The organism is Allosaccharopolyspora coralli, assembly GCF_009664835.1.
Lineage (GTDB): Bacteria > Actinomycetota > Actinomycetes > Mycobacteriales > Pseudonocardiaceae > Allosaccharopolyspora > Allosaccharopolyspora coralli.
In genome coordinates this window covers 1,808,293-1,834,382 of the sequence record NZ_CP045929.1, presented here as the reverse complement: position 1 = coordinate 1,834,382, position 26,090 = coordinate 1,808,293, and the positions used below count along the sequence as shown (strand labels likewise).

The window sequence follows — 26,090 nt, the reverse complement described above, 5'->3', positions numbered from 1 at the left end:
TGCTACCGGCGAGAAGGAGACTGGCGTGTCCTCTTTCCTCTACACACTCGGCCGCAGGGCGTTCGACGCCCGCAAGACCGTGCTCGTGGCGTGGCTGCTCCTGCTCGCCGTGGTCGGCGGTGCCGCCGGAATGTTCCACCAGGGCATGGACAACTCGGTGAGCATCCCCGGCACCGAGTCGCAGGAGGCGCTCGACCGCCTGTCCGTCACGTTCCCGGAAACCGCCGGAGCCTCCGGGCAGATCGTGGTGGTCGCCCCGGACGGCGGCGACGTGCGCGACCCCGCGATACAGCAGGAGGTCGAGGACACCGTCGCCGAGCTCGACACGTTGGAGGAGACCTCACAGGTCGTCTCGCCGTACGCCACGGACATCGGCGGGTCGATCAGCGACGACGGCCAGGCAGGTCTGATCGCGCTCCAGCTCGACGGCGAGGTCACCTCGATCAGCGACGCGACCAAGGACCGGATCGCGGGCATCAGCACCGATCTGCAGGAGCGGTTGCCCGCCGGAGCCCAGGCCTCGCACGGCGGACCGCTGTACGCGCAGGAGTTCCCCGGCGTGAGCATCACCGAGGTGCTGGGCCTGATCGTGGCCATGGTGGTGCTGCTGATCACCCTTGGCTCGTTCCTCGCCGCCGGGATGCCGCTGCTCAACGCGCTCATCGGCGTCGCCGTGTCCACGTTGCTGATCCTGGTCGCCACCGCGTTCGGCACGATCAACGCGACCACGCCGCTGCTGTCGCTGATGCTCGGTCTGGCCGTGGGCATCGACTACGCACTGTTCATCGTCTCCCGCCACCAGCAGGAACTCGCGGACGGAACGGAGCCGCGAGAAGCCGCCGCTCGTTCGGTCGCCACAGCAGGGTCCGCGGTCATCTTCGCGGGGCTGACGGTGATGATCGCGCTGGTCGGGCTCGGCGTCTCCGGAATCCCGTTCCTGACGACGATGGGCGTGGCCGGCGCCGGAGCGGTCGGCGTCGCGGTGCTGGTGTCGCTGACACTGATACCGGCTCTGCTCGGATTCGCCGGCGGGCGGCTGCGCCCACGTCAGCGAGCCGAACGATCCCGTCCGGCGAAGCAACCCTTCGGCACCCGGTTCTTCTCCGGATGGGTGCGCGGGGTGACCCGATTCCCCGTCGTGACCGTGGTGGCCGTTGTCGGCGCGCTCGGACTGATGGCGTTGCCTGCCGCCGGCCTGCGGCTGGCCCTGCCCGACGCGGGAGCACTGCCGGAGGACAAGCCGGCCAGGGTGACCTACGACTTGGTTTCCGAACACTTCGAGGAAGGGTTCAACGGCCCGCTGATCGTCACCGGCGACATCACCACCAGCACCGACCCGCTCGGGCTGATGAACGACCTCCGAGGCGAGATCGAGCGCCTGCCCGGGGTGGCCGAAGTTCCGCTGGCCACGCCGAATCCGTCCGCCGACACCGGGATTGTGCAGGTGATTCCCGAAGGTGCCCCGGACTCGCAGGAGACCAACGACCTCGTCACCGAGATCCGGTCGCTGAACGGCTACTTCCAGGACACGTACGGCATCGACGTGTCGGTCACCGGACAGACCGCAGTGGGCATCGACGTGTCGCAGAAGCTCGGCTCCTCGCTGCTGCCGTTCGGGATCGTGGTCGTGGGCCTGTCGCTGGTGCTGCTGACGATGGTGTTCCGGTCGATCGCGGTCCCGATCAAGGCCACGCTCGGGTACCTGCTCAGCATCGGTGCCTCGATGGGCGTCATCACGCTGGTGTTCCAGGACGGCTGGCTGGCCGACGTGTTCAGCGTCGCCAGCACGGGCCCGATCATCAGTTTCATGCCGATCGTGCTGATGGGCGTGCTGTTCGGCCTCGCGATGGATTACGAGGTGTTCCTCGTGTCGCGGATGCGCGAAGAGTTCGTACACACCGGCGACGCGCGCGGCGCGATCACGACCGGTTTCGTCTCGTCGGCGCGGGTCGTGACGGCGGCCGCGGTCATCATGTTCGCGGTGTTCGTCGCGTTCGTACCGGAAGGCGACGCCAACCTGAAACCCATCGCACTCGGGCTCGCCGTCGGAGTGTTCGTCGACGCGTTCATCGTGCGCATGACGCTGGTCCCGGCAGTGCTCACGCTGCTCGGCGACCGAGCGTGGTGGATGCCGCGGTGGCTGGACCGGATCCTGCCGTCCTTCGACGTCGAAGGCGAGAACCTGCGCGACGAGCTCGAACTGCGCGACTGGCCGCAGCCCGGTTCGCGCGAGACGGTCGCCTGCGAGGGGCTCCGGCTCGCCGAACCGTCGTCCGGTCGGTTCCTGTACCAGGACGTCGGATTCCGGCTTCCCGAGCAAGGCAACCACGTGGTGCGCGGCGGTGATCCCGCGGCGGTCACGGCGCTGTTGCTGACCGTGTCCGGTCGCCTGAAACCGGACGCAGGCAAGCTGAAAGTGCTCGGCCACGTGCTTCCCTCGCGCAGTGCCGAAGTGCGCTCGCGCGTCGCCTACGTCGATGCGAGCGAGCACGGCGCGGCGGCGGTACGGCAAGCGTTGACCGAACAACCCCGCCTGCTGGTGCTCGACGGAACCGACCGGATCGCCGATCGCGGCGAACGCGGCCGGATCCGACAGGCGCTCACCGCCACGCCGACGCCGGTGGTCGCAGGCACCACAGGAGCAGTCGACGTGCGCGACGTCCTGCCCCCCGCCGACCCGGTGACGTTCGCCGAACTGCACGACGAGCGGCCCACCCTCCCCCGTTTCCTCACCGGCGCGATCCGCTAGAAAGCAGAGGTCATCGCTGTGCGCTCGTTGCTCCACGACCGATCCCGGACGCGGATCGCCCTGTCCCTGGTCGGCCTGCTGCTGGTTCCGCTGGCCGTCGCGGGGGTGCTCAGCTGGTCGTTGGGCCAGCCGGACGAGCGGCTGGCCGGAGTCAAGGCCGCGATCGTCAACAACGACGAGCCCGTCGAGGTGCAGGGCCAGCTCACTCCCCTGGGCCGGCAACTGTCGGCGAAGCTCGTCGGGGACGAGATCGACGGGAACTACGACTGGGAGTACGCCACACCGGAAACCGCTTCCCAAGGCCTCGAGGACGGCAGCTACGCGGCCGTAGTGACCATTCCGGAGAACTTCTCCGCGGCGGCGACCTCGTTCTCGGGTGATCCCGCCCAGGCCCAGCAGGCCACGATCGACGTCGCCACCGGTGAGCGCAGCAAACCGGCCGACGAGGCCGTGAGCCGCGAGGTCACCTCCACCGCCACCGCGCTGCTCGGCAACGACCTCACCACCACCTACTTGGACAACCTCTACGTCGGCTTCAACACGCTCGGCGACCAACTCGGGCAGGCCTCCGACGGCGCCACGTCGCTGGCCGACGGGGCCCGGGAGCTGGCCGACGGGACGGGCAGGCTCGCCGACGGAGCCGACGAGCTCGCCGGTGGATCCCGCACCCTGGCCGACGGCCTCGGACAGCTCGACGAGGGCGCCTCCCAACTGACGCAGGGCGCCGGCGGACTCTCCGACGGATTGACGCAGTTGCAGCAGCAGACTGCACAACTTCCGGACCAGGCCGGGCAATTGGCCGACGTGTCCACACAGGAATCCGAAGGCGTGCAGCAGCTCAACAGCGAGTTGCAGATCATGTCGCAGGAACTGGCCGAAATGTCCAGGGAATGCCCACCGGGCACACTGCCGATGTGCAACAAGATCGCCGTCCAGGCCGCGAAGTCCCAAGCGCTGAGTGAGGGTGCGGGGCAGGTGCAGCAGGCCAGCGACGGAATCTCCACCGGGCTCGACGCGCTCGCCGGACGCACGGCGGAATCCGGAGGCGGCCTGCCCGCACTGACGTCGGGTATCGACCAGCTGGCCGACGGGGCCGATCAGCTCGATTCCGGCGCTTCTCAACTCTCCGACGGCCTGTCGCAGACAACGGGTGGAGCCGACGAGCTCGCCGACGGTGCCGACCAGCTAGCAGGAGGCGTCCGCGAACTCGCCGGTGGGGCCGATCAGCTCGGCAACGGATCGGGTGAGCTCTCCAACGGATTGAACCGCGCCGTCGAGGAACTACCGCGGTACGGCGAACAGGAACGCGACACGCTGTCCCAGGCGGTCGCGGACCCGATCAACACCGACAGCGAGGGCCGTGGCTTCGGGTTCGGCTCGGCCGGTCCGCCGTTGTACGCGGCGCTCGCCCTGTGGATCGGCGCGCTGGCGACGTTCCTGGTGTTGCGGGCGATGCCGGAGCGGACGCTCGAATCGACCCGCTCGACGCCCAGGTTGGTGCTGCGCCAGTTCGGGTTGCCCACTGCCGTCGCCGTCGCCCAGGGTGTCGTGGTCAGCGCCGTGCTCGGCGTCTCGCAGAACCTGCCGATCGGTCAGTGGTTCGGCGTCGCGGGACTCTCCGTGGTGACCGCGGTGGCGTTCACCGCGGTCAACCAGGCACTCGCGGCGTTCGGTGGAGCGGGAAGGTTCGTGTCGATGCTCGTCGCGCTCATGGCCGTCGCCACCGGGTTCATCACCGCCGTGCCACCGTTGCTCGGGCAACTGACGTCGGTGCTTCCCATCGGCCCGGCCCTGAACGGTTTCGGCGCCGTGCTCGCGGACACCGCGCCGGCGGGCGGCGGGATCACCGCGTTGCTGGCCTGGCTCGTCGGCGGACTGGTCGTGACCTGTCTGGTCGTCGAACGCGCCCGCACCGTCAATGCCACCCAGCTGTCCTCGCCTCGAGCATTCGGCGGCGCCACCACCTGATCTTCCCTCCACAATAGACACTACGTCCCACACCGGAGTGCACCGCGCCGACGGTCGACGCGGTGCACTCCGTGACGTTTGGGCACTCACGTGGGCGGGTAACCGTCATCGGCAGCACCGGGCGTGCTCACTTAGGAGCGCGTCCCACAGACGAAGAACCAAGCCGGCTCGAGACCGGCTGGAGAACGGGAAGGCGATGACCAACACAGCGCACATCCAGAACGCCTCCGCAGGGGCGCAGCCGGTGATCGTCGTGCGAGACGACCGAGGCGCGACCATCACCGAACTCGTGCTGCCCGCAGGCGCCGATTCCTCGTCCGCCGACGACGAACTGCGGGCGGCGGGCTGGTCGCGGAGCGCGGCGTGGAGCACCGCCGACGACGGGTGGCTCGCGCCTGTGGTGGAGGCCTGATCACTCACCCCGCGTACGAAGGGACGTGATTCGTCATGACCGAACAGCCGCTTCCGCTACCGGGTTACGACGAGCTGCCGGTGGGCGCGCTCCAGCATCGGATCCGGGCGCTGACCACCGACGAACTGGACCAGCTCGTCGAGCACGAACACGCGCACGCCAACCGGACTCCGGTGCTCGAACTCCTTCAGCAGCGCCGCAGCGAGCTCGATGAGGGCGCGACGCCCTCACCCGGGCCCGAAAAGGAACCCGTCGACACGCCCGACCACCAGCGCGGCAGCTCGCCCGTCGCTCCGCAGGGCCCGCGAGAATCGGGACGCCCGACTCCGCAAGGCACTCGCAGCAGCACCGGCAAAGGCATGGAACATCAGTAGAGGGTGCACGGATTGATCTGGGCTGGTGGTTTGAGTGGCGGACCGCACCTCGCGGTCGGCTGCGGGCGGGTCGATGTCAAGTAGCCACCTACAGGCCGCGTGACCACTCACGCGCCACGGTGCCCTCGTCGCCTACACCACGGCACTCGTCGCGGTGTAGGCGACGAGGGCGGCTACGCAGGTACCGAGCACGCTCCCGAAGATGTTCCGGACAGCCAGGGAGTACGCGCGATCCTCGATCAGGCGGAACGTTTCGTAGCTGAACGTGCTGTAGGTGGTCAGGGCGCCGGAGAACCCGATGCCCGCGAGCGCCGTCACGGCGGGCGGAATGAGGTGCCCGGCACCGAGAATGGTTCCGAGGAGCGCGGAACCGACGACGTTGACCGCGAGTGTGCCCCAGGGGAAAACTCCGCAGTGGCGTCTCTGTACGACCCGGTCGGTCAGATACCGCAACGCGGCGCCCGCCCCGGCGCCGAGAAAGACCAGCACCGCGGTCACGACGCTTCGCTCTTCCGAACGAGGTTCGCACCCAGGCGGGTCCCCCACACACCCAGGATCACGGCGACCAGTGCGCACAGCAGCGTCACCGTCAGATAGCCGACGGCGCCGAGCACGAGTCCGGAGCGCAGCAGTTCGTGGAACTCGACGGCGTAGGTCGAGAACGTGGTGAAACCGCCGAGGATTCCGACCCCCAGGAACGGACGCACCAGCCGGTGCGCCGACCACACTTCGGTGATCAGGACCATGAGCACACCGATGAGCACACAGCCGAGCACGTTGGCCGTGAACGTGGCCAACGGGAAGTGGCCGGGAGGTGGGGGCAGCACGTGCCACAGCCCGTAACGCGCCAGTGCGCCGAGACCGCCACCGAGGGCGACGACGATCACGACCGCACCGTCGGTCCCGGTGCCCACGCGTCGCCGGACTGCGGCGCTGCGGTCGACCGCGCCCGCCGAGCGGCTCGTCCTGATCACCGATACCTCCTACTTGAGCCCGCTACGACCATGGCCAAGTAGGGACCGTTGGCGGCATCGATGCCGCGGTTCTCCCCTGTCGGGACGGCGAGCCCCTCCACCGCGATTCCAGCGTAGCGGTCGGGCCGCCGCCACCGCGGTGGCCCCGCCCGTCACCGGCGTCGTCGACGCGCACGACACTTTCGCAGGACCGTGAGTTGCTGCTCCTGGTTCGGTCGAGCGCTCGCAACGCCACTGCCGCCCTCCGGAACACGCACACCAGCACCCGCTGGCACGAAGTCCGTTCGGACTCAGCGCTCGCCGGACAGCCTGCGGACGGTGCTGGGGAGAACGTCGATGCCGTGCGCGCAAGGCACTCGGGGGCGAGTACTCGTACGGCTGGCGAGCCGTCCGGCCGTGACGGCGCTGCCGAGCATCTCGGTCCGGAAGCGAACGCCTTCTTCATCGGTGAACGTCGCGATCTCGGGCCGGCAGGTGACGATGCCCGCGTCGTTCAACGGGCGAACGGATGCCACGGTGGAGTCATGCAGCCCGCCGGTGCGTACGTCAATTCCTCGGCCAGATTCTGGGGTTGCCCTCCCCCACCGGGAGACGTCCTGACCTTTCACGCACGGCTGCCGGATTCGTCCCCCACGCCGTTGGTTGAGCTTCCCGGAGTCGCCGATCAGCTCGGCGTGCGACGGCTGTTCGTCAAGGACAAGTCGACGCGGCTGGGACTCCCCGCGTTCAAGGCGCTGGGCGTCTTTTACGCGATCTACCGCGTCGTATCCGAACGGACGGGTGGGGCGGTCACGCCTCCGACCATCGACGCACTCCGTCACCGCGTTGCCTCCGAGGGCTCCTTCGAGTTGGTCACCGCGACAGACGGCAACCACGGTCGCGCGCTCGCCAGAATGGCTCGGTTGATCGGCCTTCCTGCGAAGATCTTCGTCCCCGCAGTCGTGGACGCGCCCGCCGTACATGCCATTCGCGACGAAGGTGCCTCCGTCACCGTTCTGGAAGCGGACTACGACGAAACCGTTCGGCACGCTGCCGCGGACGCCGCGAGACCGGATGCGGTGCTGGTGCAAGACACGTCCTGGCCCGGCTACGAGACGACACCACAGTGGATCGTCGACGGCTACTCCACGCTGTTCGCGGAGATCGACGTTCAGTTGGCCTCCGTCGACGAAACCGGGCCGAACGCACTGGCCGTGCCCGTCGGCGTCGGTTCACTGGCGCAAGCCGCCGTCACTCACTACCGAAGTCAGAACCGAACCGGCATCCCGACGGCGCTGATCGGCGTAGAACCGGACACCGCGGCCTGCGTGCAGCACAGCCTGTCCCGCTCCGAGATCACCAGCGTCGGCACCGGCGCCACGATCATGGCCGGGCTGAACTGTGGAACACCGTCGACACTCGCATGGCCGTACCTGCGCCACGGTCTGGACGCCGCTATGACGGTCACCGACGGTGAATCCCGTGCTGCGGTCACAGATTTGGCCGGCCTCGGAGTGTCGTCGGGTCCGTGCGGAGCAGCCGCGCTCGCAGCAGTACGCACACTCTTCAGCGATGAGGCGGAACAGATCCGTGCGACGCTGGGACTGGACAACACGTCGACCGTCGCGCTGCTCAGCACCGAAGGACACCGGGACGCATGATTCGGCGCGCCGCCCGCCGCAGCAAGACCCCTGCCGGTGAGAATCACTTGCAGGGGTCTGTGCACTGACAACTGGTGCGCGATGCTGGGATTGAACCAGCGACCTCTACCGTGTCAAGGTAGACAGCCGCAGCCGCCCGACCTGCGAAAATCGAGAATCCGCAGGTGGAAACAACGCTGTTGCGACCGCTCATATCCGGTTGAGTGCAGTTCGACGCACATCTATCCTCCCAAAATCCTCCCAGATTTCTGCTCCCACGACAATGGAGATCGCTTCAGGGCGCACAACTCGCGCGCAGCCCGTCCGGCAAGCTCGGCCCCCAGTTCCTACTCCTCAGTGATCAACGAGCCCATCGACTCAAGGTTCTCCGAATCGCCACCGCGTCCCGCTTGAACTCCTCGCGAAACTTCGACTTCCGTGCCACCAAGGACACTTCCTCCACAGGACCCACAGGACCCACAGGACCCACAGGACCCAGAATCAGGGTGTCCACACCCAAGGGGGAGCCCACCGGCGGCATCCCCCCTTCTGTGAGGTCATCTCGGCAAGTCGTCTCCATCGTGGGTAGCGGCCTTAAAGGCCGTTTTCAGCGGAGACCACCCGTTGTCGGTGGTGTAGGGACCTCCGTCGCTACCGTCGTGCCAGTAGCGCAGGCAGAAGCCTCCGGATCCGGCGAGCTCTCGGATCGTTTGGTGGTCCACTTCCTCCGGTGACCAGCAGTCCTGGCTCCCGTTGTTGTTGCGGTCTTCGTCGTAGCCGTACTTCTGGTTGGCGAAGTAGCCCTGATCGATCGCCGAGCGGTAGGACACCGTGGGATCCTCCTCCGAGCCGACCAAGCTCCAGTCGATGCCAGATGCCCACGCGTCGTCAAGGCCGCGGTCACCAGCACCGGGCTCGGACTCGTGCAGCTTGTCGATGAACCCCGAGCCGCCGGCGTCGCTGGGCACCATTTGGTTCCACTGCCTGCACGGATCACCGTCCGAGGCCCAACTGTCTTCCGGGCACCCACCTCGCACGCCCTGGTGCGGCGTGCCGAGTGTCACGATGTCCTGTACGAACACGCTCTCCGGAAACCCCTCCCAGTGCTCGTAAGTGCCGAGCACCGCGACACGCGTGATCAGCCCTCCCATCGAATGCGCCACGATGTCGACGGGATTACCCGGGCTGTAGTTGTCGTGGATGTAGTTGGCGAGATCCCTGGCTATGTCCCGGATCGAAGTGCTGTTGTCCGCGTTCTTGTTCCCGATCACGAAGTCGCACTTGTTCTGCCCGCCCACTTGGCCGGTATTGCCCTTGTAGTAGCCGATCGTCACCATCGATTCGCGGGACCGGCCGCCCGCGGACTGGTAGTACGTCAGGGCATCGGCCCAGGTGCTGTTGTTGCAGTCTTTGCCGTCCTTAGCGCTGCCGTAACCATGTACGAGCAGCATCCTCGGCTGCTCGGCCGTGATGCCCGGGTTGGTTGCGGAGTCCGTGCCAGAAGCCTGCACAGCGGACGAAGTGCCGTTGGTGGATAGTGCCAGTACGGCCGCTGTCGCGATTGCCAGCCTCTTGCGGTGCCGGTTTCTCATCGTCACGCTCCCTTTCACCGGTTCAAAACGCGAATGAGTCCGCGACGGCCCGCTCGCGCCATTCCCCCGATGACCATGCACGCGGCGGCTTTCCTCTTGCTTTCAAATACCCGCCGGGCCCGTCTCGGGGCGCGCCGTACCCGGGTAGCCGCTGGCCGCGATGACTACCTTCAGATCGTGGGTGCAGCCGATGATTTCGCGAGAAAATCGCGAGTTCTCGACGCCTCACAAGCGAACGCCGCGCCGGGTTCGGGTAACCCGACCACACGCCGCGCCCAGAACACCCCGGGTGTGACGTGCGATTCCGATGGGTTCTCTACCTCGGGTGGGGCTGCCCAGGGGTTGGATGACACCTTGACCCAGGCTTCACTTTGTCAACCGAAGTCTGGGCAGTCCTGGGGTCAACACCCCAGAACTGGGAACGCAACACCGAACATCCCCTGAACGAGACCCCCAGCGCCGTCAACTGATCAACCTGCGGCCTCGGCGACGGGAATCTGAGCTGCGTGGTTCTGCACCGCACGCTGGAAGCCGATGGAGTGAGAGTCCTCAAACACGGACTCCGAGGAGAAGCTATGGGCTACTGCAAGCAGCGCGTCAACCGGCAAGGCCACGCTCGCTACACCGCCTACTACTGGGACCTGGGCGGCCGCGCCCGCTCCGCGGGCACCTTCAGCCGCAAACGCGAGGCCAGGGCCCGCCTCCCCCGACCTTGGGCGCGCACCCGTTCGGGGCCATGCCCGCCAGAACCCGTCACGGGCCGCGTCGTAGAGCACCGCGTGCCGATACTCCAGTTCACCGCAGGCGTCTTGCGACGAGGACGATCCCGCCACCCTCCACCTGCGCCAAGGCACCCGCGGCGTCGATTGCCAAAAAGAGAGTAGTGAGTTTCCCCTGGTAACCAGGGGTTTCACATCCCACCGCAGGTCAGCGGCCCTTGTTCCTCCTCGTTCCGATGAGACGCGACGCGTTACCGCGCGTTCCCGTCGCCAGGAAATCGCCATTCGATCTTGGCCAACGTGGAGGATGGTCACCTTGCCGCACCTTGTACGCGGCTTGCCCTTAGCTCTCGCTCCCGACGGTACGAGCCGCGTAGTATCCCTTCCCAGCTCGAGCGCATGGCGCGGTCCGTCAGGCGGAGCGCTCCAGTGCCGCAGACTCCTTCAGCGCAAGGCCGAGGTCTTTCGCCGACGCCCCAACGCCTGCCTTGGCGACCTCCTGCGGGTTGCCAGAGGCGACGACGGTGCCGCCGTCCTCCCCCGCGCCTGGCCCGAGGTCGATGACGTGGTCGGCCGCGGCGACGGCGCGCATGTCCAGCTCTACCATCACAACGGTGTTGCCCGCCGCTACGAGGATCTGCAGATGCGTGACCAGGCGGTCAGCGTCGGCGCAATGCAGGCCCGAGGTCGGCTCGTCGAGCACGTAGAGGGTGTCGCCGCGCTGGGCGCGCTGCAGCTCACTGGCGAGCTTGACGCGCTGCGCCTCCCCGCCGGAGAGCTCGGTGGCGGGCTGCCCGAGCCGCAGGTAGCCCAGCCCGACGTCGATCAGGGCCGTAAGGGACCGCATGATCTCCTCCTCGCCGGCAAAGAACGCCTGAGCTTCCTCGACGCTCATCGCGAGGATCTCGGCGATGTTCTTGTCGCGCCAGGTGATGTGCAGTGTGCTGTCCTTGTAGCGGGTGCCTTGGCAGTCCGGGCACTCGGTGTAGACCGACGGCAAGAAGAGCAACTCGACCATCACCGACCCCTCACCCTCGCAGGTCGGGCAGCGGCCGCCAGTGACGTTGAAGGAGAACCGGCCGGGCTTGTAGCCGCGGGCACGCGCCTCGGGAGTCTGCGCGAAGCGGCTGCGCACACGGTCGAACAGGCCTGTGTAGGTGGCCACGTTCGAGCGCGGCGTGCGGCCAATGGGCTGTCAATGCTGACGACGCGGCGCACGCCGGTCAGGTCTCCCGTCAGGGTGCCCTCGAGCCGGTTGGGGGAATCCGCCAGTAGCAGCTCGTCGTCCTCGGGAGCCTCGTCGACGGGCACGGTGCGCCCCAAGCACTGGCTGAGCAGCGCGGGCAGCGCCTGGCTGACCAGGCTGGACTTGCCCGATCCGGACACACCCGTCACGGCGGAGAGCACGCCCATGGGGATCGACACGGACACGTCCTGCAGGTTGTTGCGGGTGACACCCTTCATCTCGAGCCAACCGACAGGGTCACGAGGGACGTGCGGAGGCAGTCCGCTCCCGCCGAAGAGGTAGCCCCGCGTCACGGATTCTTCGACCTGGGCGAGGCCTTGGGTCGGCCCGCTGTAGACGATGCGGCCGCCGCGCTCGCCCGCATCCGGCCCGATGTCGACCAGCCAGTCGGCGTGGCGCATCACTTCCACCGAGTGCTCGACCACGAAAAGGCTGTTTCCACGGCCCTTGAGTCCGTCGAGGATCCCGAGCAATGCGGTCACGTCCTGCGGGTGCAGGCCCGCCGAAGGCTCGTCGAGCACGTAGACGACACCGAACAGCTCCGAGGTCAGCTGCGTGGCCAGCCGCAGGCGTTGAAGCTCGCCACCGGAGAGAGTGGGTGTGGTCCGATGCAGGGACAGGTAGCCCAGGCCGAGGTCGATGATCGGGCGCAGGCGGTCGATAAGCTCAGCGCCCACCCGCGCCGCCGCGGCCCGCTTCTCCGCCGACTGGTTCGGAGTGCGGCGCACATCGGGGGCGGCCGAGTGCGCGGAACCGCCGGCCGCCACTCTCTGCTCGACGGCCTCGCGCCGCGAGGCCGCGTCCAGGACTTCGCCGGAAGTGCCCGTCCCCGTATTGCCGGAGGCGGTATCCGCGACTACCCCGTCCAGCAGTGAGAGCAGCTCCCGCATCGGCAACTGCGAGAACTCGGCGATGTCGAGCCCCTCGAAGGTCACGGTCAGGGCTTCGGGCTTCAGCCGTTTGCCGTGGCATGACGGGCAGCGCGCCACGTCGAGGAACTGGGCCACGCGGCGTTTCATCGAGGCGCTCTTGGTGTTGGCGAAGGTGTCGAGCACGTAGCGCCGCGCACCCACGAACGTGCCCTGGTAGCTGTACTCCTCTCCCGCCTCGATCGCAGCGCGAGCCTCGGAGAGCGTGAGTGTCGAATGGACGGGGACGACGGGGGTCTCCTCGGTGTAGAGGATCCAGTCGCGGTCTTTCTTGCGCAGTTTCCGCCAGGGGACGTCGACGTCGTATCCGAGCGCGACGAGGACGTCGCGCAGCTGGTGACCGTGCCAGGCCGTCGGCCACGAGGCGATCGCCCGTTCGCGGATGGTGAGGGAGGGGTCCGGCACCATCTTCTGCTCGGTGACCTCGTACACCTGCCCGATTCCGTGGCACCGCTGACACGCGCCCTGGACGGTGTTGGCCGAGAAATCCTCGGCGTAGAGCATCGGCTGGTCGTCCGGGTAATCGCCAGCGCGCGAGTAGAGCATGCGCACAAGGGACGAGAGCGTGGTGATGCTGCCCACCGAGGACCGGGCGGTGCGCCCTCCCCGCTGCTGCTGCAGGGCCACGGCCGGCGGCATGCCCGTGATCGAGTCGACGTCAGGGACGCCGGCCTGGTCGATCAGCCGGCGGGCGTAGGGTGCGACGGACTCGAGGTAGCGCCGCTGCGACTCGGCGTACAGGGTGCCGAACGCCAGCGAGGACTTACCCGACCCAGACACGCCGGTGAACACCACCGTCGCGTCGCGGGGCACCGTCAGGTCCACGTCCTTCAGGTTGTGCTCGCGAGCGCCGCTCACCCGCACGTCGGGCTGCACGATCGGAATCCCGGAGGGCACTGGGACTGCTGCTTCGGACATGGTGTTGAGGCTAATCGCACGGGGCGGCAGAGCACTCGGTCATGGACGTGGCGGGGCGAGAGGCGGCACGCCATGCGACCGTAGTGGCACGCATTGCAATAGAGACGCAGATGCCTGCGTGCCTACCTTGAGAGACAGCCGAGGTCGCAACGCCACCAGCAGCCGGGATGGCGCTCGGGCGACTGGGATTTCCATCCGCTCCAGAGGAGATCGTCATGGCAGACAACAACCGCGCCGTCGTGTTCGAGAACGCGAGGGACATGCGCGTCGAGTCCCTCGCCTTCCCGAAGCTCGAGATGCCGAACGGCAAGAGCGCCCCGCACGGGGTCATCCTCAGGATCGTCGCCACCAACATCTGCGGCAGCGATCTGCACATCTACCGCGGGTCCTTCCCAGTGCCGCAGGGCATGGTGATGGGACACGAAATGACCGGCGAGGTCATCGAAGTCGGAACGGACGTGGAGCGCGTGAAGGTCGGCGACCTCGTTTCGGTTCCGTTCAACGTCGCCTGCGGACGATGCCGCAACTGCAAAGCCCGCCACACCGAGATTTGCGAGAATGAGAACGTCAACCCGGCGGTAGCCTGTGGTGCCTACGGGTTCAACCTGGGCGACTGGACCGGGGGCCAGGCCGAGTACCTGTTTGTCCCCTACGCCGACTTCCAGCTGCTGCGCTTCCCCGATCGGGACCAGGCCATGGAGAAGATCCGTGACCTCGCGCTGCTTTCGGACATCCTGCCCACCGCGTTCCACGGGCTCATGGAGGCCGGGGCCAAGCCGGGATCGACCGTGTACATCGCCGGCGCGGGCCCGGTCGGTCGCTGCGGGGCAGCGGCGGCCCGCCTGCTGGGGGCCTCCTGCATCATTGTCGGCGACTACTACCAGGACCGTCTGGACCTGATGAAGAACAACGGCTGCGAGACCATCGACCTCAGCCAGGACGTGCCGCTGACCGACCAGATCGAGGCCATCCTCGGCGAGCCCATGGTCGACTGCGCAGTCGACTACGTCGGCCTGGAAGCCCACGGGATCGGCCGGGAAGCCGAGGACATGAACCCGGCCTACGCCCTCAACCAGGTGATCGATGCCACGCGCCCGGGCGGAGCCACTGGAGTCATCGGCGTCTACGGCCCTGACCCGCTGGCGAAGTCGAAGGCCGAGCAGGAGGGCACCTTCCCGATCGACTTCGGCAAGGCGTGGATCAAGTCGCCGAGGATCTCCGCCGGACAGGCCCCGATCATGCACTACAACCGCGAGCTGATGATGGCCATCCTGTGGGACCGCATGCCCTACCTCAGCGACATGCTCAACACCAAGATCATCAGCCTCGACGAGACCCCCGACGCCTACGCGACCTTCGACACGGGCGTCTCGGACAAATTCATCATCGACCCCCACAGCCTCGTTCCCGCCTGATCCCAGGCCCTTCACACCGATACTCCGGCCCGCGACCGCCGCCTGAGCGGCGTCGCGGGCCGGACCTCTGCGCCCCCCGGGTCCCCTCACAGACGTGCTGGCGGCCGAGCTGGATTGGGCCCCACGTCGTACGCTGGCGATGGACGCGGTGGGCGGGCGCGAGCCACGGCGCAGACCAGCAAGCAGGGGCGTAATCATGGGACAGGAGACCACCTCGCTGCCGCGCCTGACGTCCTTCTCGACGGGGCGTGCCCCACGGGGCGACGAGATCGACTACTGGCGTCAGGCCCGGCGAGAGGCGTACGTCTCGGTCAGGACCGACCCCGTCGACACCGGATTCGGCGGCGAGATCGGTCTGGGGCAATACACCGACTTCCGCCTATCCACCAAACGGGCTCGAGCCGAGGAGGTCAAGCGCTCGAGGAGCGACATCGCGCAGAGCCACGATGACCAGGAATACCTGTACTTCCTGTTCCAGCTCCGCGGGAACCTGCTCGTCGAGCAGGCCGGACGCGCGGCGCTCGCAACCCCCGGCTCTCTGGTGATCTACGACAGCGCAACCCCCTTCACGCTGCGCACCAAGGAGTACTACGAGCAGGCCGTCCTCGAGCTCCCCGCAGACGAAGCATTCGCGCGTGCCGGAGTCAGCCGCAGCGACTACCTGCTCGCGAAGACATTCGACTGCGACGGGGCGATGGGCTCAGTGGCGGCATTCTTCGTGAACCTCGCGCGGACCCAGGCCAGCGACCCCCACGGCGCGCACCGCCTCGAGCCCCAGGCACCCGCGCTGGGGGCATCGCTCATCGGCCTCCTCTCGCCTCCGCGCCCCCACGCCGACGCACCCGATGCGGCACGGCGCAGCCAGGTGCTGGCCTACATGCGCGCGCACCTGGCCGACCCCGATCTGGACTCCCAGGGCATCGCCGTCGGCCTACACCTCTCCCGGCGCACCCTGTTCCGCCTCTTCGAGGGGACTGGGGAGTCCGTCATGGGCCAGCTGCGCTCGCTGCGACTCGAGCGAGCGCGGGTGATGCTCCGCGCGCAGCCGGACAAGCCGATCTCCTCGATCGCGCTCGAGCTGGGCTTCTCCGGCCCCGTGCAGTTCTACCGGGCCTTCCGCACGACGGCCGGGATGACCCCAGGCGAGTACCGGGAGATCGCCGCTTTGGAAGGGACGCCGGCCCAGGCCGCCTCGGAACCTGGCTCATGACCGAGGGTGCGCACGATCCCGGCGACGCTTCGGAGCATGTCGGCACGGCCATTGACCAGGACCGGCTGGACGCTCGGCTGGCGCGCATCGCCCGGATCCCCTTCCGCGCGAAGTTCCACCTGCGCCCTCCCGAGCTCGCCTATGCCGCGTCGCGCGGACCGGAGACCATCGCTCGGCACGCGAAGGAGCTCATCGACGCGCGGCTCGCCCCGGCGCACCCGCAGAAGGACGGCAGACAGACCCCCTGGGGCGGACACCCCGTCTTCCGCGCCCAGCACGCCACCGCGACCTGCTGCAGGAAGTGCTTGCAGATCAACCACGAGATCATCCGGGGGCACGAGCTCAGCGAGCGTGAGCGGGAATACGTCGTCCACGTCATCTGCAGGTGGATCGAGCTCGAGAGTCAGGCGGGCTCGACTCGTGCCCCGCCACCGCCTCCGACCCTGTTCTGAGAGCCTTCGGTGAGGGGACCACCTGCGGTGCGCAGGTCGTCCCCTCTCGTCCGGCGCTCAGGCCGGGATCTCCTGGGTGCGGGTGCCACGGCGGCTGGACTCCAGCATCGCCGTCAGGGTGCGCGCGTCGTAGCTGCCCAGCAGGCGGCAGCCCTCCACGAAGAAGGTCGGAGTGGCGTGCGCGCCGCTGTCCGCCGCGCTCGCGGCGTCTCGCTCGACTCGCTTGGCGACCTCCGCGCTGTCGAGGTCCTCGGTGAATGTCTCGACGTCGAGGCCGAGCTCGACGGCGTAGTCGACGAGGTTGTCGCGCTCCAGGGCGTGCTGGCGGGTGAACACGAAGTCGAGCCACGGCCAGAACATGCCTTGATTCGCCGCCGCCTCGGCCGCCCTGGCGGCGATCGGCCCGTGCGGGTGATGCGGAAGATGGCGCACCACGTAGCGCAGGTCGTCGCCGAAGCGCTCGTGCAGATCCTCCCAAGAGCCGGTGGCGTGCGCGCAGAACGGGCACTCGAAGTCCACGAACTCCACGAGCGTGAGCTGGGCGTCCTCCGGGCCGCGGATGTGGTCGACCTCCGGATCCACCGGCGGCTCCAGCGTCATCGGCAGATCCGCGGTCTCCTCGCCCCACCTGCGGGCGGCGACCTTGAAGATCGCCCACCCCAGCACGCAAGCGAGCACCATAGCAACGAACACGCCGAGAGTCGCCTGACGGCCGAGGTCGGAGGTGGTGCCGAAGGCGAGCCCGATGATCAGCAGTGACACGGTGAAACCAATGCCCGACAGCGCCGCGCCCCCGAACACGCTGCCCATCCCGACGCCTTCCGGCAGGCGCCCCGCACCCAGTCGGACGGCCAAAAGCGTCGCGAGCCCGATCCCCAAGAGCTTGCCGAGCACGAGCCCCGCGACGACGCCCCACGTGACCGGCGAGCCGAGCGAGTCGACGAGCAGCCCGCCCCGCAGGTCCACCCCTGCGTTGGCCAGGGCGAAGATCGGCACAGCCAGCAGCGCGGTGGGCAGCCGGAGGTACTCGTGCAGGCGCTCATTGACCGAGACGCCCCGAGACAGCCCCCGGCCGACGGCACGGGCCGAAGACGCGCTCGGCGATTGCCAGAAGTCGCGGAACAGCTGCCGGGCGGCGACCACCTTGTGCCGCCGCGTCGGGTACGCGGGGATGAGGAGGCCAGCGATCATCCCCGCGAGCGATGCGTGGACGCCTGAGGAGAGCGTGGCCAGCCATAGCCCGAGGACAATCAGCACGTACGGAGCCGCGCTCCATTGGCGGGAGCGTCCGAGCAGCCACAGCGCGAGAAGGCACGCGAGGGCGACCAGCAGCGGGACGATGCGGATCTCCTCGCTGTAGAAGATGCCGATGATCGACACCGCGAGGAAGTCGTCGACCACCGTCAGGGTAAGGAGGAAGACGCGCAGCTGACCGGACAGGCGAGGGCCGACGATCGCGAGCGCGCCCAGCATGAACGCGGTGTCGGTGCCGACCACAGCTCCCCAGCCTTCGATGCCCTCGGCACCGGCCGCACCGACGACGAGGACGTACACCAGCGCGGGGAGAGCCACACTCGCGACCCCGGCGATCACGGCGAGACGGGCACGGCTGGTGTCCCTCAGCGCCCCGTGGGCGAACTCCTGACGCACCTCGAGCCCAACGACGAAGAAGAACACGTGGGCTGTGTCAATGATCTTGGACAGTTCCTCTGGTTTGTTGTGGTCAGGCCGCTGCTGCGGCCGGGTGGTGGTCGTGTAGGGCCTCGGTGGGGGTGCGGTAGCCGAGGCTGCTGTGTAGTCGTTGGCGGTTGTAGAAGACTTCGATGTAGTCGGCTACGGCGAATCGTGCGCGGGCGCGGGTGGTGTGTCGGTGCAGGTGGTAGCACTCGTTTTTCAGGCTCGCGAAGAACGATTCGGCGGCGGCGTTGTCCCAGCAGACTCCGGTGCCACCGAGGCTGGTGGTGACGCGGATTTTCTTGCAGTAGCGGGAAAACTCCTTCGAGGTGTACTGGGCTCCGCGGTCGGAGTGGAACACCGCCCCGGCGGTGAGGTGCCCGTGGGTGCGGGCCATGGCCAGCGCGTCGATGACCAGGCTGGTGCGCATGTGGGCGGCCATGGCCCAGCCGACGACCATGCGGGTGGCCAGGTCGATGACCGTGGCCAGATACAGCCACCCCTCGCTGGTGGGCAGGTAGGTGATGTCGCCGACCAGCCGCGTTCCGGGCGTGCCGGCGGTGAAGTCCCGCCCGAGGAGATCCGGGCTGGTCACCGGCTGCTCACCGGGCACGGTGGTGGTCTTGTACGCGCGGGGTTGCACCGCGGCCAAACCCTGCTCGCGCATCAGGTCCGCGACCAGGCCCACGCTGGCCTCGATGCCGTCCCGGGCCAGCTGGGCGGCGACCCGGCGGCACCCGTACGTCCGGCGGGACTGGTCGAACACGCGGCGCACGTGTCCGGCAAGCTCCCGCCGCCGGGCGGTCGTCGGGGTCTCGGCGCGGTGGCGCCAGGCGTAGAACGACGACCGAGCCACGCCAAGCATGCGACACATCCAGGAAATGCTGTAGTTGGCCTTCTCCGCCTCGATCAGCGCGCAGCGCTGACTCAGTCCTGCGTCCGGGCGAAGAAGGCCGCTGCTTTTTTCAGGAACTCGTTTTCCATCCGCAGCCGCTGCACTTCGGCTTCCAACTCGCTCAACCGCGCACGCTCCACGGGACTCATCTCGGGCTCGGGTTCCGGGTTCTCCCGCCGCCAGGTGTTGACCCAGTTGCCCAAGGTCCCCTCGTTGATCTGCAACTCCCGGGCCACCTCAACCACCGGCCGACCGGTGCTCACTACCAGCTGCACCGCCTCGGCCTTGAACTGCGGGCTGAACTTCCGACGCTTCTCCGGCACGGACGCATCCTCTCAGTCGAGAGGCCCTGTCCAAGATCCTTGATACACCTCACATGCCACGGCCGAGGGCAAGCTGTATCTGTGCGCGGTCAAGGACTGCTACTTTAACCGTATCGTCGGTTACTCGATCAGCCCGCGGATGCGCTCGTCGCTGGCTGTGGCGGCCTTGCGCAACGCCATCGCCCTGCGCAATCCGGAGGGCGTGATCGTGCACTCGGACAGAGGCAGCCAGTTCCGGTCGACGAGCTACCGGCGTCTGCTGCGCCGAAACGGGCTGACCGGATCCATGGGCCGGGTCGGCGCCTGCGGCGACAACGCGGCCATGGAATCCTTCTTTTCCTTGCTGCAAAAGAACATTCTCGACACAAAACGCTGGCAAACCAGAGAGGAACTTCGGCTGGCGATCGTGTCCTGGATCGAGACCAAATACCACCGCCGGCGGCGACAACGCCGTCTCGGCAAACTCACCCCAGTCGAGTTTGAGACCATCTATACCGCCGCACACGCGGCCTGAAAACACTCAACCCCGAGTGTCAACCAAACCCTGGGCAGCCCCCGATGGCGTAAAAGCCGGCAAGTACAACACCCTGTGAAGCGCGTCCAGGCCCATCAACGTGGCTCATCCCAATCGGGGGTGTAGGAGTTGGGGTCTGAAGCCGCCGGTCTCGAGCAGGCTTCGGGCGATGTAGTTGGTCAGGTTGCGGAACCCGAGTGCGGAGCCGCGCAGGTGTTCGAGCCGTCCGTTGAGCGCCTCGGTCGGCCCGTTGCTGGTGCCGGGTCGTTCGAAGTAGGCGAGCACGTCGGCGGCTCGCTTCTTCAGGTCCGCCCCAGGGTGGTGAGCTCGGTGAGCACCTTGGGGACGCCGGCGCTGAGGTCGGTGATCAGCTTCTCCATGAGCTCGCGGCCACGTTGCCGGTCCTCGTGGCGATAGGCGGCGATCATGCGCTGGTAGACACCCCAGGTCGCCTCGACCTCGACGTGAGCGTCATCAACGAACAGCGCGCGTAGCCTGTCGCTCTGCTTGTCGGTGAGCAGGTCCGCGCCGGTGTGCAGCGTGCGCCGCGACTTGTAGAGCGGGTCGTCCCTGAACCCACGGTGCCCGTGGATCGCGAGTTGGACCCGGCGCCGGCACCTGTCGAGGGCGTCACCGGCCAGGCGCACGACGTGGAAGGGATCCATCACCGTGACCGCGTCCGGGATCTCCTCCGCAGCGGCGGTCTTGAACCCGGTGAAGCCGTCCATCGCGACCACCTCGACCGCGTCACGGAAGGCGTCGTCGCGGTCGGCGAGCCAGGTCTTGAACGCCGCCTTCGACCGGCCCTCGACCATGTCCAGCAGCCTTGCTGGGCCGGCGCCATCGCGGACCGGGGTGAGGTCGATGATCACGGTGACGTACTTGTCGCCACGCCTGGTGTGGCGCCAGACGTGCTCATCGACGCCAATGACCTTCACGCCCTCGAACCGCGTGGGGTCGTTGATCAGCAGCCGATTGCCTTCGGCCAGGACCGCGTTGTTGGCGGTGTCCCACGCGACCCCGAGTCCCTCGGCGACACGGGCGACGGTGAGGTGTGCGACCACGATCCCTTCCAGCGCCCACCGCAACCCGGTGCGCGAGAGCTTCGCGCGTGGCTCCGCCGCGGCGCTGGTGTCTTGGCGCCACACGTGTCCGCAGTCGGCACAGCGGTAGCGGCGCACTACAACTTCCAGCACGGTCGGTCGCCAGCCCAGCGGCTCGTGGGCCAACCGCCGGATCACGGTGTCACGAGCAGCGCCTTCGCTGCCGCACCGTCGGCACCACTGATCTGGTTCCACCACGCGGCACGCGAGGACCGCACGATCCGGTTCAAGTCGTTGCCCGGTCACGCTCAGACCGAGGCCGTCGAGTCGAGCGAAGGCGGTCAGGTCAGGGCGGCCGAAGCCGGCCGGCGGGGTAGCGTCGGACACGTCGAGGTCTTTCGGATGGATGGCGTAGGAACCTCCATCGTCGGGAGACCTCGACGTCTATCTGCGGACCGACGCGCCCGGCCGACCTACACCCTCATCTGGGAAGAGCCCGTTTGCGCAGGTCAGCGGCTCGTTCGCCCAGTGGGCGCATCAAGCGATAGACGCAAAGCCGACGTGATTAGGTCGTCGGTTCGATTCCGACAGGCGGCTCCGGCGAACAGCCCCTGACCTGCGCAAACGCAGGGCAGGGGCGGTTCGGTTCTGGTGGTCGCGCGATGCGCTGGCCTCACGGCTCTGCCCGACACCGACGTCGCTCTCCTCTGCGACGGACCCCTCGCCGGCTGAGCGCTCGCGGCCGGCATCCTGTCCGTGTGCCGATATGCCTCGCTCCGCTCGGCAACGCAGCGTGGCGTTGTGTCGCGACCTGGACGTGCGAGGTGTCAACGGTGCGTCGGCGCAGCGATCGTTGTGTGCGCAGCGAGATGCTCCATGCCGCACGCGCGGCGCGCACGAACGCAACGCCCCGGAACGCCAACGACCCGTCATCGCTGCGACGCGCAACGCGTCTCCCGTCACGGCAACGGATCGCAACCACGACCCGCCCACGGCGCCTCGCGGGACGGAGGGCAAGTTGACACAGTTGCGCTGCCATGGAACCGCGCTGGCTCTCTCGATGACCACCGGTGAAACAGTGCCGCTCCAGGCTTGCGCCTGGTGTTGCCTGGCCTCCTCGTGATCGGCCCGTCGGGGATCGTCAACGTGGTGCGGGTGTCGAGGCGGTCGGGTCCGACGGCTCGGCGGGGCGCGATCGTCTCGTGCGTTGGCGGACTACGGGAGCTTGGACGCGAGGACGTCGGCCGGCAGGATCTCGGGTGCTGCGCCGAGGAGGTGCTGGTTGGCCATCAGGGCTGCGACGATGGCGCCGTTGGCGTGGGCGTCGCGAGCGGCCTCGTCGGGGAATGCATCGAAGATCCAGAAGGTGTCGGCGTGGGTCCTAGCCGCGAACCAGACAATCGTTCCTACTTCTTCGTTGGCGAGTGCGACAGCGCCGGCGAGCAGATCGGCGAGCGCGTCGTGCTGTCCATCAGCCGCGACGATCTTGGCGACGAAGGCATACGGAAGTGATGCGGGTGTGGACATGAGGGGTTCTCCTTGAAGTCGGGGTTCTTCGTGGGGCGAGTTCAGCGTATGACGAGCGAGGGCCGGTGGGGAGTGGCGTATACGGCTGTATTGCTATTGTTCGCGCCATGCGTATCGGACTGATCGCGATCGACGGCTGCTTCGGTTCGGCGGTCGCGTCGGTCATCGACATCGTGCGGGTGGCCGACGGAGCCCGCGGCGATGTCGACCCGCGGATCGACCCGATCGAACTCGCCATCCTCGGACCGAAACGGCGAGTGACCACGACGGCATCGATGACCCTGTCGGTGGACCACCCGCTGTCGGAGTCCGGAGAGTTCGACGTGGTCGTCGTCCCTGCGCTTGGAACCCTCACGGCCGCCGCGACCCACGACGCCCTCCAGAGCCGAGATGCTCGTTCGGTCATCGCCTCACTCGGGCGCCTCGACGACGCGACCACCCGGATCGCCGCGGCGTGCACCGGCGTGTTCGCCGTCGCCGAGACCGGACGGATGCATCATCGGCGGGCGACGACCAGCTGGTTCCTGGGGCCGGAGTTCCTGAAGCGCTATCCGACCGTCGCCCTCGATCTCGACACCATGGTCGTGGTCGACGGGAACCTCGTCACCGCCGGCGCCGCCTTCGCCCACATCGACCTCGCGCTCTCACTCGTGCGATCGATCAGCCCCGACCTGGCCCAACATGTCGCCAAGCTCCTCATCATCGACGAGCGCCCGTCGCAGGCGGCCTTCGTCGCCTACGAACATCTCCGGCACGAGGACCCGATCGTCGTCGAGTTCGAACGCTTCGTGCGCGCCCGCCTGGACGAACCGTTCAACGTCGCCTTCGCCGCGCAGTCGCTCGGCACCAGCCGGCGCACCCTCGAACGACGAGTCCGTGCGGCGCTCAACCTCACTCCGCTCGGCTTCGTCCAACGGCTTCGCATCGAACGAGCTCGGCACCTCTCAGCAACCACGGACCTCACCTCCGCCGAGATCGCGCGACGGGTCGGCTACGCGAACGCCGAGACTCTGCGCTCCCTCCTGCGCAGGGAGCGACGCCGTTCCTGACCTATCGCCATGCCTGTAGCCGGTGTCCTAGCGCTCGGTTGGAACCACCTCTCAGCACGTCGCGTCGACGCTCCTGCGTCGCCCCTGGACGACCCACTCGACACGCCCGCAGCACAGGCCATGTGACGTGCCCCGGCTTCCCGGACGGTCGGGGTTGGGTGGCTGTGATGTCGCTGCGTTCTCGTCGAGGGGATCAGCAGACCCGATCAGGGTCGATTGGGATGAGCCGCGAAGGCGGTCAGGTCAGGGCGGCCGAACCCGGCCGGCGGGGTAGCGTCGGACACGTCGAGGTCTTTCGGATGGATGGCGTAGGAACCTCCATCGTCGGGAGACCTCGACGTCTATCTGCGGACCGACGCGCCCGGCCGACCTACACCCTCATCTGGGAAGAGCCAGCAACGAGTCCGCCAACAATCCCAGCAGCTCATTCAGCCCCGGGGTGACCAAATCCTTGAAAAACGCTTCGATCGCACCGGAAACGCAACCGGGAATGTTGGTGAAACCGCACTCCTGGTCGGCCTCGACCGGCTCTGGAGTGGTCGGTTCCGGGGGCGGGGGTGGCCTGCTCGGTGGCGCCGGGAATTCGCACACCGGCAGCGCCGTGCCCGGCCCACACGCATCGGGACGCGGTGGCAGCGGTACCGGTGGATCCGCAGGCGCCTGGGCAGGCGTGGGAACGGGCGGTTGCGCTGAGGCGACGGGGCCGCCAACGAAGCCGAGTGCGATCAGCAGCAGTACGAGGGCCAGGCGGGCGGCGCAGGGTGTCGGAGCGCGCATCATCAGGCTCCGACCAGGCCGCGCAGGATGTCCACAACCACCGGCGCCAACGCGGCCAGCAGGTACCCGAAGGCGGCGTTGCGGAAGGCGCTCTTGGCCTTCTCCACCTCACCGGGATCACCGTTGGCCAACAGGTACCGGACCCCGCCGATCGTGAGGAACACCGTCGCGACCAGCGCGAGAATGCCCATGACCCACGCCCGGATGTTGTTCAGCACCTCCTCCAGCGAACCCACCAGCGCGACCACGTGCGTGGTCTCCGCCTGAGCCGGACATGACACCGCCAGCACCCCGCAGAGCACCAGGACAACCAGGAACAGCCCCCTCCGGGCATCCAGGCGAGCAGGGCGACAGCGGACTCGACGGCGTCGGGGCGAGGGGTGCAGCGAGGTGGTGTTGGGCATGAGGGCACCTCCGATGGCGAGCGGGGTGGAAGCAGGACGTGCGGCGAGAACGGGGAGGCGGGGTCATCCCTGGGCTCCCGACGCCGGTCCGCACAGCGGCTGCGGGCATGGCGTCAGCGAAGGCGAACCACCCTCAATCGAAGTCACCGTGTGTGACCGCTGGGCGGTTTCGGCGATGCAGGGAGCGGTGTAGTCACGGGGCTGGTTGAGGTGAGCGGCGAGGCGGTGTTCGGCGCGGCGGCGTTGCTGTTTGAGTGCCGGATACGAACGGGCACGCTCGGCGGCCAGCTCGGTCAACGGGCGACCGTCGAGCCGGGTGGCCGCGATCAAGTCTGCCTCGTCGGGAGTGAGGGCACCGTCGGCGACCGCGCGGGCCAGTACCAGGTCCGGATGACCCTTCTGCACCTCGACGGCACCCGCCAGGCCAGTGGTGAGGGCGGGGCGTCCGGTGGCGGGCGTCGGGGTGTCGAGGGCGTCGCGCAGAGCCGCGTGCCCGGCGCGGAACGCGGCCCAGCGAAGGCGGTTCATGATCCGCGGCGCGTCCAGGTCGATCTCCGCGAGCTCAGCGAGGAACCCGGCCAGCACCGCCGAATGCAGATCCGCGGGGTCGGCGGCGAAGCGGGCCGACAAGCGCGCGGCGATCGTGGTCAGCGCGGGCAATGCGACTCCGGCGCACGCCACCGTCCACGCCCCGCCCTCGGCCCGCGACCGCACCACCAAGTGCGCCCACACCCGATCACGCACCTGCTGCGGACAGCGGCGGTGCAGCACCGCCTCCCGTACCTCATCCAGCCGCAACCACCGGGACGGCAACCCCGGAAACATTCGGCCATCCAGGCACAGCGGATACGGCCCGGACACCAGGAAACCGAATGCGCTGCGGGCGGTATCGAGCGCGCCTGTCTCGAAGTAATCCGAACTGGGATCAACGTGGTCGCCGTTCATCGCGGCCTCCTGCGGGAATGGGACGAGCGGTGCCCCGCAAGAAGGCCACATGAGGTGGTACCGAACTCTCACTAAACTAGTACCGGCCTCCTACCGAACTAGTACCGATCAAGTACCGCACCAGGTATCAAGATCACACCGCGCTCCCTCAGCCCTCTGACGCGCTGGATCACCGGTGATCGTCGGTACTCGGCATGCGCTGCGTTGTTAGTGACATTACTGGTTCCGCGCGGGCGCCTTACCGAATCTCGCACGCTCGCGCACGAGCGGCTCACCAAGATTTTTCCAAGTTCTCGTGAAGAATCTTGGAAACCTGCCCATGCCCAACCCCCGGACACCGGCATCCGGAGGACACAACGCAT

At 67.9% G+C, this 26,090-nt stretch carries 20 protein-coding genes and 2 pseudogenes; 10 read left to right on the top strand and 12 right to left on the bottom strand.

Annotated features, from left to right (window positions below; all coding sequences use genetic code 11):
- Positions 1-25 precede the first annotated feature (25 nt).
- From GIY23_RS08740 to GIY23_RS08725, 4 genes are all read left to right on the top strand, one after another.
- On the top strand, positions 26-2,749 hold the full coding sequence (locus GIY23_RS08740; RefSeq protein WP_154076186.1) for an MMPL family transporter: 2,724 nt from the start codon (positions 26-28) through the stop codon (positions 2,747-2,749).
- A gap of 18 nt (positions 2,750-2,767) precedes the next feature.
- Positions 2,768-4,717 (top strand): YhgE/Pip domain-containing protein, encoded by a 1,950-nt coding sequence (locus GIY23_RS08735; protein ID WP_154076185.1) that lies wholly within the window; start codon positions 2,768-2,770, stop codon positions 4,715-4,717.
- A gap of 196 nt (positions 4,718-4,913) precedes the next feature.
- Positions 4,914-5,129, top strand: coding sequence for a hypothetical protein (locus GIY23_RS08730; protein WP_154076184.1), 216 nt, complete (start codon positions 4,914-4,916; stop codon positions 5,127-5,129).
- 35 nt (positions 5,130-5,164) lie between these two features.
- Positions 5,165-5,503: a hypothetical protein gene (locus GIY23_RS08725; protein WP_154076183.1), complete on the top strand. Its 339-nt coding sequence runs from the start codon at positions 5,165-5,167 to the stop codon at positions 5,501-5,503.
- A 132-nt stretch (positions 5,504-5,635) separates the two neighbouring features.
- Here the strand turns inward: GIY23_RS08725 and crcB (GIY23_RS08720) are convergent, their stop codons facing one another.
- The 3 genes from crcB (GIY23_RS08720) to GIY23_RS08710 all read right to left on the bottom strand — a co-directional run bounded on the left by crcB (GIY23_RS08720) (position 5,636) and on the right by GIY23_RS08710 (position 6,992).
- Positions 5,636-6,001: a fluoride efflux transporter CrcB gene (crcB, locus tag GIY23_RS08720; RefSeq protein ID WP_154076182.1), complete on the bottom strand. Its 366-nt coding sequence runs from the start codon at positions 5,999-6,001 to the stop codon at positions 5,636-5,638.
- Entirely contained in the window at positions 5,998-6,477 is a 480-nt protein-coding gene (crcB, locus tag GIY23_RS08715; RefSeq protein ID WP_323847487.1) for a fluoride efflux transporter CrcB, read from the bottom strand. Before crcB (GIY23_RS08715) ends, crcB (GIY23_RS08720) begins: the two co-directional genes overlap by 4 nt.
- 290 nt (positions 6,478-6,767) lie before the next feature.
- Entirely contained in the window at positions 6,768-6,992 is a 225-nt protein-coding gene (locus GIY23_RS08710; protein ID WP_154076181.1) for a hypothetical protein, read from the bottom strand.
- A 9-nt stretch (positions 6,993-7,001) separates the two neighbouring features.
- On the opposite strand from GIY23_RS08710, the gene GIY23_RS08705 reads away from it, so the two are divergent.
- On the top strand, positions 7,002-8,117 hold the full coding sequence (locus tag GIY23_RS08705; RefSeq protein ID WP_154076180.1) for a diaminopropionate ammonia-lyase: 1,116 nt from the start codon (positions 7,002-7,004) through the stop codon (positions 8,115-8,117).
- 536 nt (positions 8,118-8,653) lie between these two features.
- Here the strand turns inward: GIY23_RS08705 and GIY23_RS08700 are convergent.
- From GIY23_RS08700 to GIY23_RS08695, 3 genes are all read right to left on the bottom strand, one after another.
- Positions 8,654-9,688: an alpha/beta hydrolase gene (locus GIY23_RS08700; protein ID WP_154076179.1), complete on the bottom strand. Its 1,035-nt coding sequence runs from the start codon at positions 9,686-9,688 to the stop codon at positions 8,654-8,656.
- Positions 9,689-10,819: 1,131 nt separating this feature from the next.
- Positions 10,820-11,428, bottom strand: coding sequence for a hypothetical protein (locus tag GIY23_RS22800; protein ID WP_222850270.1), 609 nt, complete (start codon positions 11,426-11,428; stop codon positions 10,820-10,822).
- Complete coding sequence (locus GIY23_RS08695) at positions 11,425-13,500, bottom strand: excinuclease ABC subunit UvrA (RefSeq protein ID WP_222850269.1); 2,076 nt, start codon at positions 13,498-13,500, stop codon at positions 11,425-11,427. The genes GIY23_RS22800 and GIY23_RS08695 overlap by 4 nt, the downstream gene beginning before the upstream one ends.
- A 167-nt stretch (positions 13,501-13,667) precedes the next feature.
- On the opposite strand from GIY23_RS08695, the gene GIY23_RS08690 reads away from it, so the two are divergent.
- From GIY23_RS08690 to GIY23_RS08680, 3 genes are all read left to right on the top strand, one after another.
- Positions 13,668-14,915 (top strand): alcohol dehydrogenase catalytic domain-containing protein, encoded by a 1,248-nt coding sequence (locus GIY23_RS08690; RefSeq protein ID WP_228717622.1) that lies wholly within the window; start codon positions 13,668-13,670, stop codon positions 14,913-14,915.
- A gap of 196 nt (positions 14,916-15,111) precedes the next feature.
- Positions 15,112-16,125: a helix-turn-helix domain-containing protein gene (locus GIY23_RS08685; RefSeq protein WP_222850268.1), complete on the top strand. Its 1,014-nt coding sequence runs from the start codon at positions 15,112-15,114 to the stop codon at positions 16,123-16,125.
- Positions 16,122-16,577 carry a DUF4186 domain-containing protein gene (locus GIY23_RS08680; RefSeq protein ID WP_154076178.1) on the top strand — a complete coding sequence of 152 codons (456 nt, stop codon included), beginning with the start codon at positions 16,122-16,124 and terminating at the stop codon, positions 16,575-16,577. Before GIY23_RS08685 ends, GIY23_RS08680 begins: the two co-directional genes overlap by 4 nt.
- Before the next feature lie 57 nt (positions 16,578-16,634).
- Here the strand turns inward: GIY23_RS08680 and GIY23_RS08675 are convergent, their stop codons facing one another.
- Positions 16,635-18,254, bottom strand: coding sequence for a Na+/H+ antiporter NhaA (locus tag GIY23_RS08675; protein ID WP_222850267.1), 1,620 nt, complete (start codon positions 18,252-18,254; stop codon positions 16,635-16,637).
- A gap of 46 nt (positions 18,255-18,300) precedes the next feature.
- Positions 18,301-19,469, bottom strand: a protein-coding gene (locus tag GIY23_RS08670; RefSeq protein WP_154075584.1) for an IS3 family transposase whose coding sequence is annotated in 2 segments (ribosomal slippage) — positions 18,301-19,208 and positions 19,208-19,469 — 1,170 coding nt in all. Because the reading frame shifts where the segments join, the coding sequence is not laid out codon by codon here.
- A gap of 46 nt (positions 19,470-19,515) precedes the next feature.
- Between GIY23_RS08670 and GIY23_RS08665 the strand changes: the two are divergent.
- Positions 19,516-19,983, top strand: a pseudogene (locus tag GIY23_RS08665) (IS3 family transposase); the annotation flags it as partial.
- A 105-nt stretch (positions 19,984-20,088) separates the two neighbouring features.
- Here the strand turns inward: GIY23_RS08665 and GIY23_RS08660 are convergent.
- Positions 20,089-21,413 (bottom strand): annotated as a pseudogene (locus GIY23_RS08660) (ISL3-like element ISPfr2 family transposase).
- An 828-nt stretch (positions 21,414-22,241) separates the two neighbouring features.
- Positions 22,242-22,553 (bottom strand): putative quinol monooxygenase, encoded by a 312-nt coding sequence (locus GIY23_RS08655; protein ID WP_154076176.1) that lies wholly within the window; start codon positions 22,551-22,553, stop codon positions 22,242-22,244.
- Between the two features lie 65 nt (positions 22,554-22,618).
- Here GIY23_RS08655 and GIY23_RS08650 point away from each other — a divergent pair, with 65 nt between their 5' ends.
- Positions 22,619-23,602, top strand: coding sequence for a GlxA family transcriptional regulator (locus GIY23_RS08650; RefSeq protein WP_456061933.1), 984 nt, complete (start codon positions 22,619-22,621; stop codon positions 23,600-23,602).
- 779 nt (positions 23,603-24,381) lie between these two features.
- Here GIY23_RS08650 and GIY23_RS08645 read toward each other — a convergent pair.
- Together GIY23_RS08645 and GIY23_RS08640 are read right to left on the bottom strand one after the other, a co-directional pair.
- Complete coding sequence (locus tag GIY23_RS08645) at positions 24,382-24,660, bottom strand: pilin (RefSeq protein ID WP_323847486.1); 279 nt, start codon at positions 24,658-24,660, stop codon at positions 24,382-24,384.
- 186 nt (positions 24,661-24,846) lie between these two features.
- Positions 24,847-25,728: a hypothetical protein gene (locus GIY23_RS08640; RefSeq protein ID WP_154076175.1), complete on the bottom strand. Its 882-nt coding sequence runs from the start codon at positions 25,726-25,728 to the stop codon at positions 24,847-24,849.
- Positions 25,729-26,090: the final 362 nt, after the last annotated feature.

Coding starts and splice junctions, on each gene's coding strand:
- GIY23_RS08730 (WP_154076184.1), top strand. CDS start 4,914: ATGACCAACACAGCGCACATCCAGAACGCCTCCGCAGGGGCGCAGCCG.
- GIY23_RS08725 (WP_154076183.1), top strand. CDS start 5,165: ATGACCGAACAGCCGCTTCCGCTACCGGGTTACGACGAGCTGCCGGTG.
- GIY23_RS08705 (WP_154076180.1), top strand. CDS start 7,002: ATGCAGCCCGCCGGTGCGTACGTCAATTCCTCGGCCAGATTCTGGGGT.
- GIY23_RS08700 (WP_154076179.1), bottom strand. CDS start 9,688: ATGAGAAACCGGCACCGCAAGAGGCTGGCAATCGCGACAGCGGCCGTA.
- GIY23_RS08695 (WP_222850269.1), bottom strand. CDS start 13,500: ATGTCCGAAGCAGCAGTCCCAGTGCCCTCCGGGATTCCGATCGTGCAG.
- GIY23_RS08690 (WP_228717622.1), top strand. CDS start 13,668: ATGGCGCTCGGGCGACTGGGATTTCCATCCGCTCCAGAGGAGATCGTC.
- GIY23_RS08685 (WP_222850268.1), top strand. CDS start 15,112: ATGGGACAGGAGACCACCTCGCTGCCGCGCCTGACGTCCTTCTCGACG.
- GIY23_RS08680 (WP_154076178.1), top strand. CDS start 16,122: ATGACCGAGGGTGCGCACGATCCCGGCGACGCTTCGGAGCATGTCGGC.
- GIY23_RS08655 (WP_154076176.1), bottom strand. CDS start 22,553: ATGTCCACACCCGCATCACTTCCGTATGCCTTCGTCGCCAAGATCGTC.
- GIY23_RS08640 (WP_154076175.1), bottom strand. CDS start 25,728: ATGAACGGCGACCACGTTGATCCCAGTTCGGATTACTTCGAGACAGGC.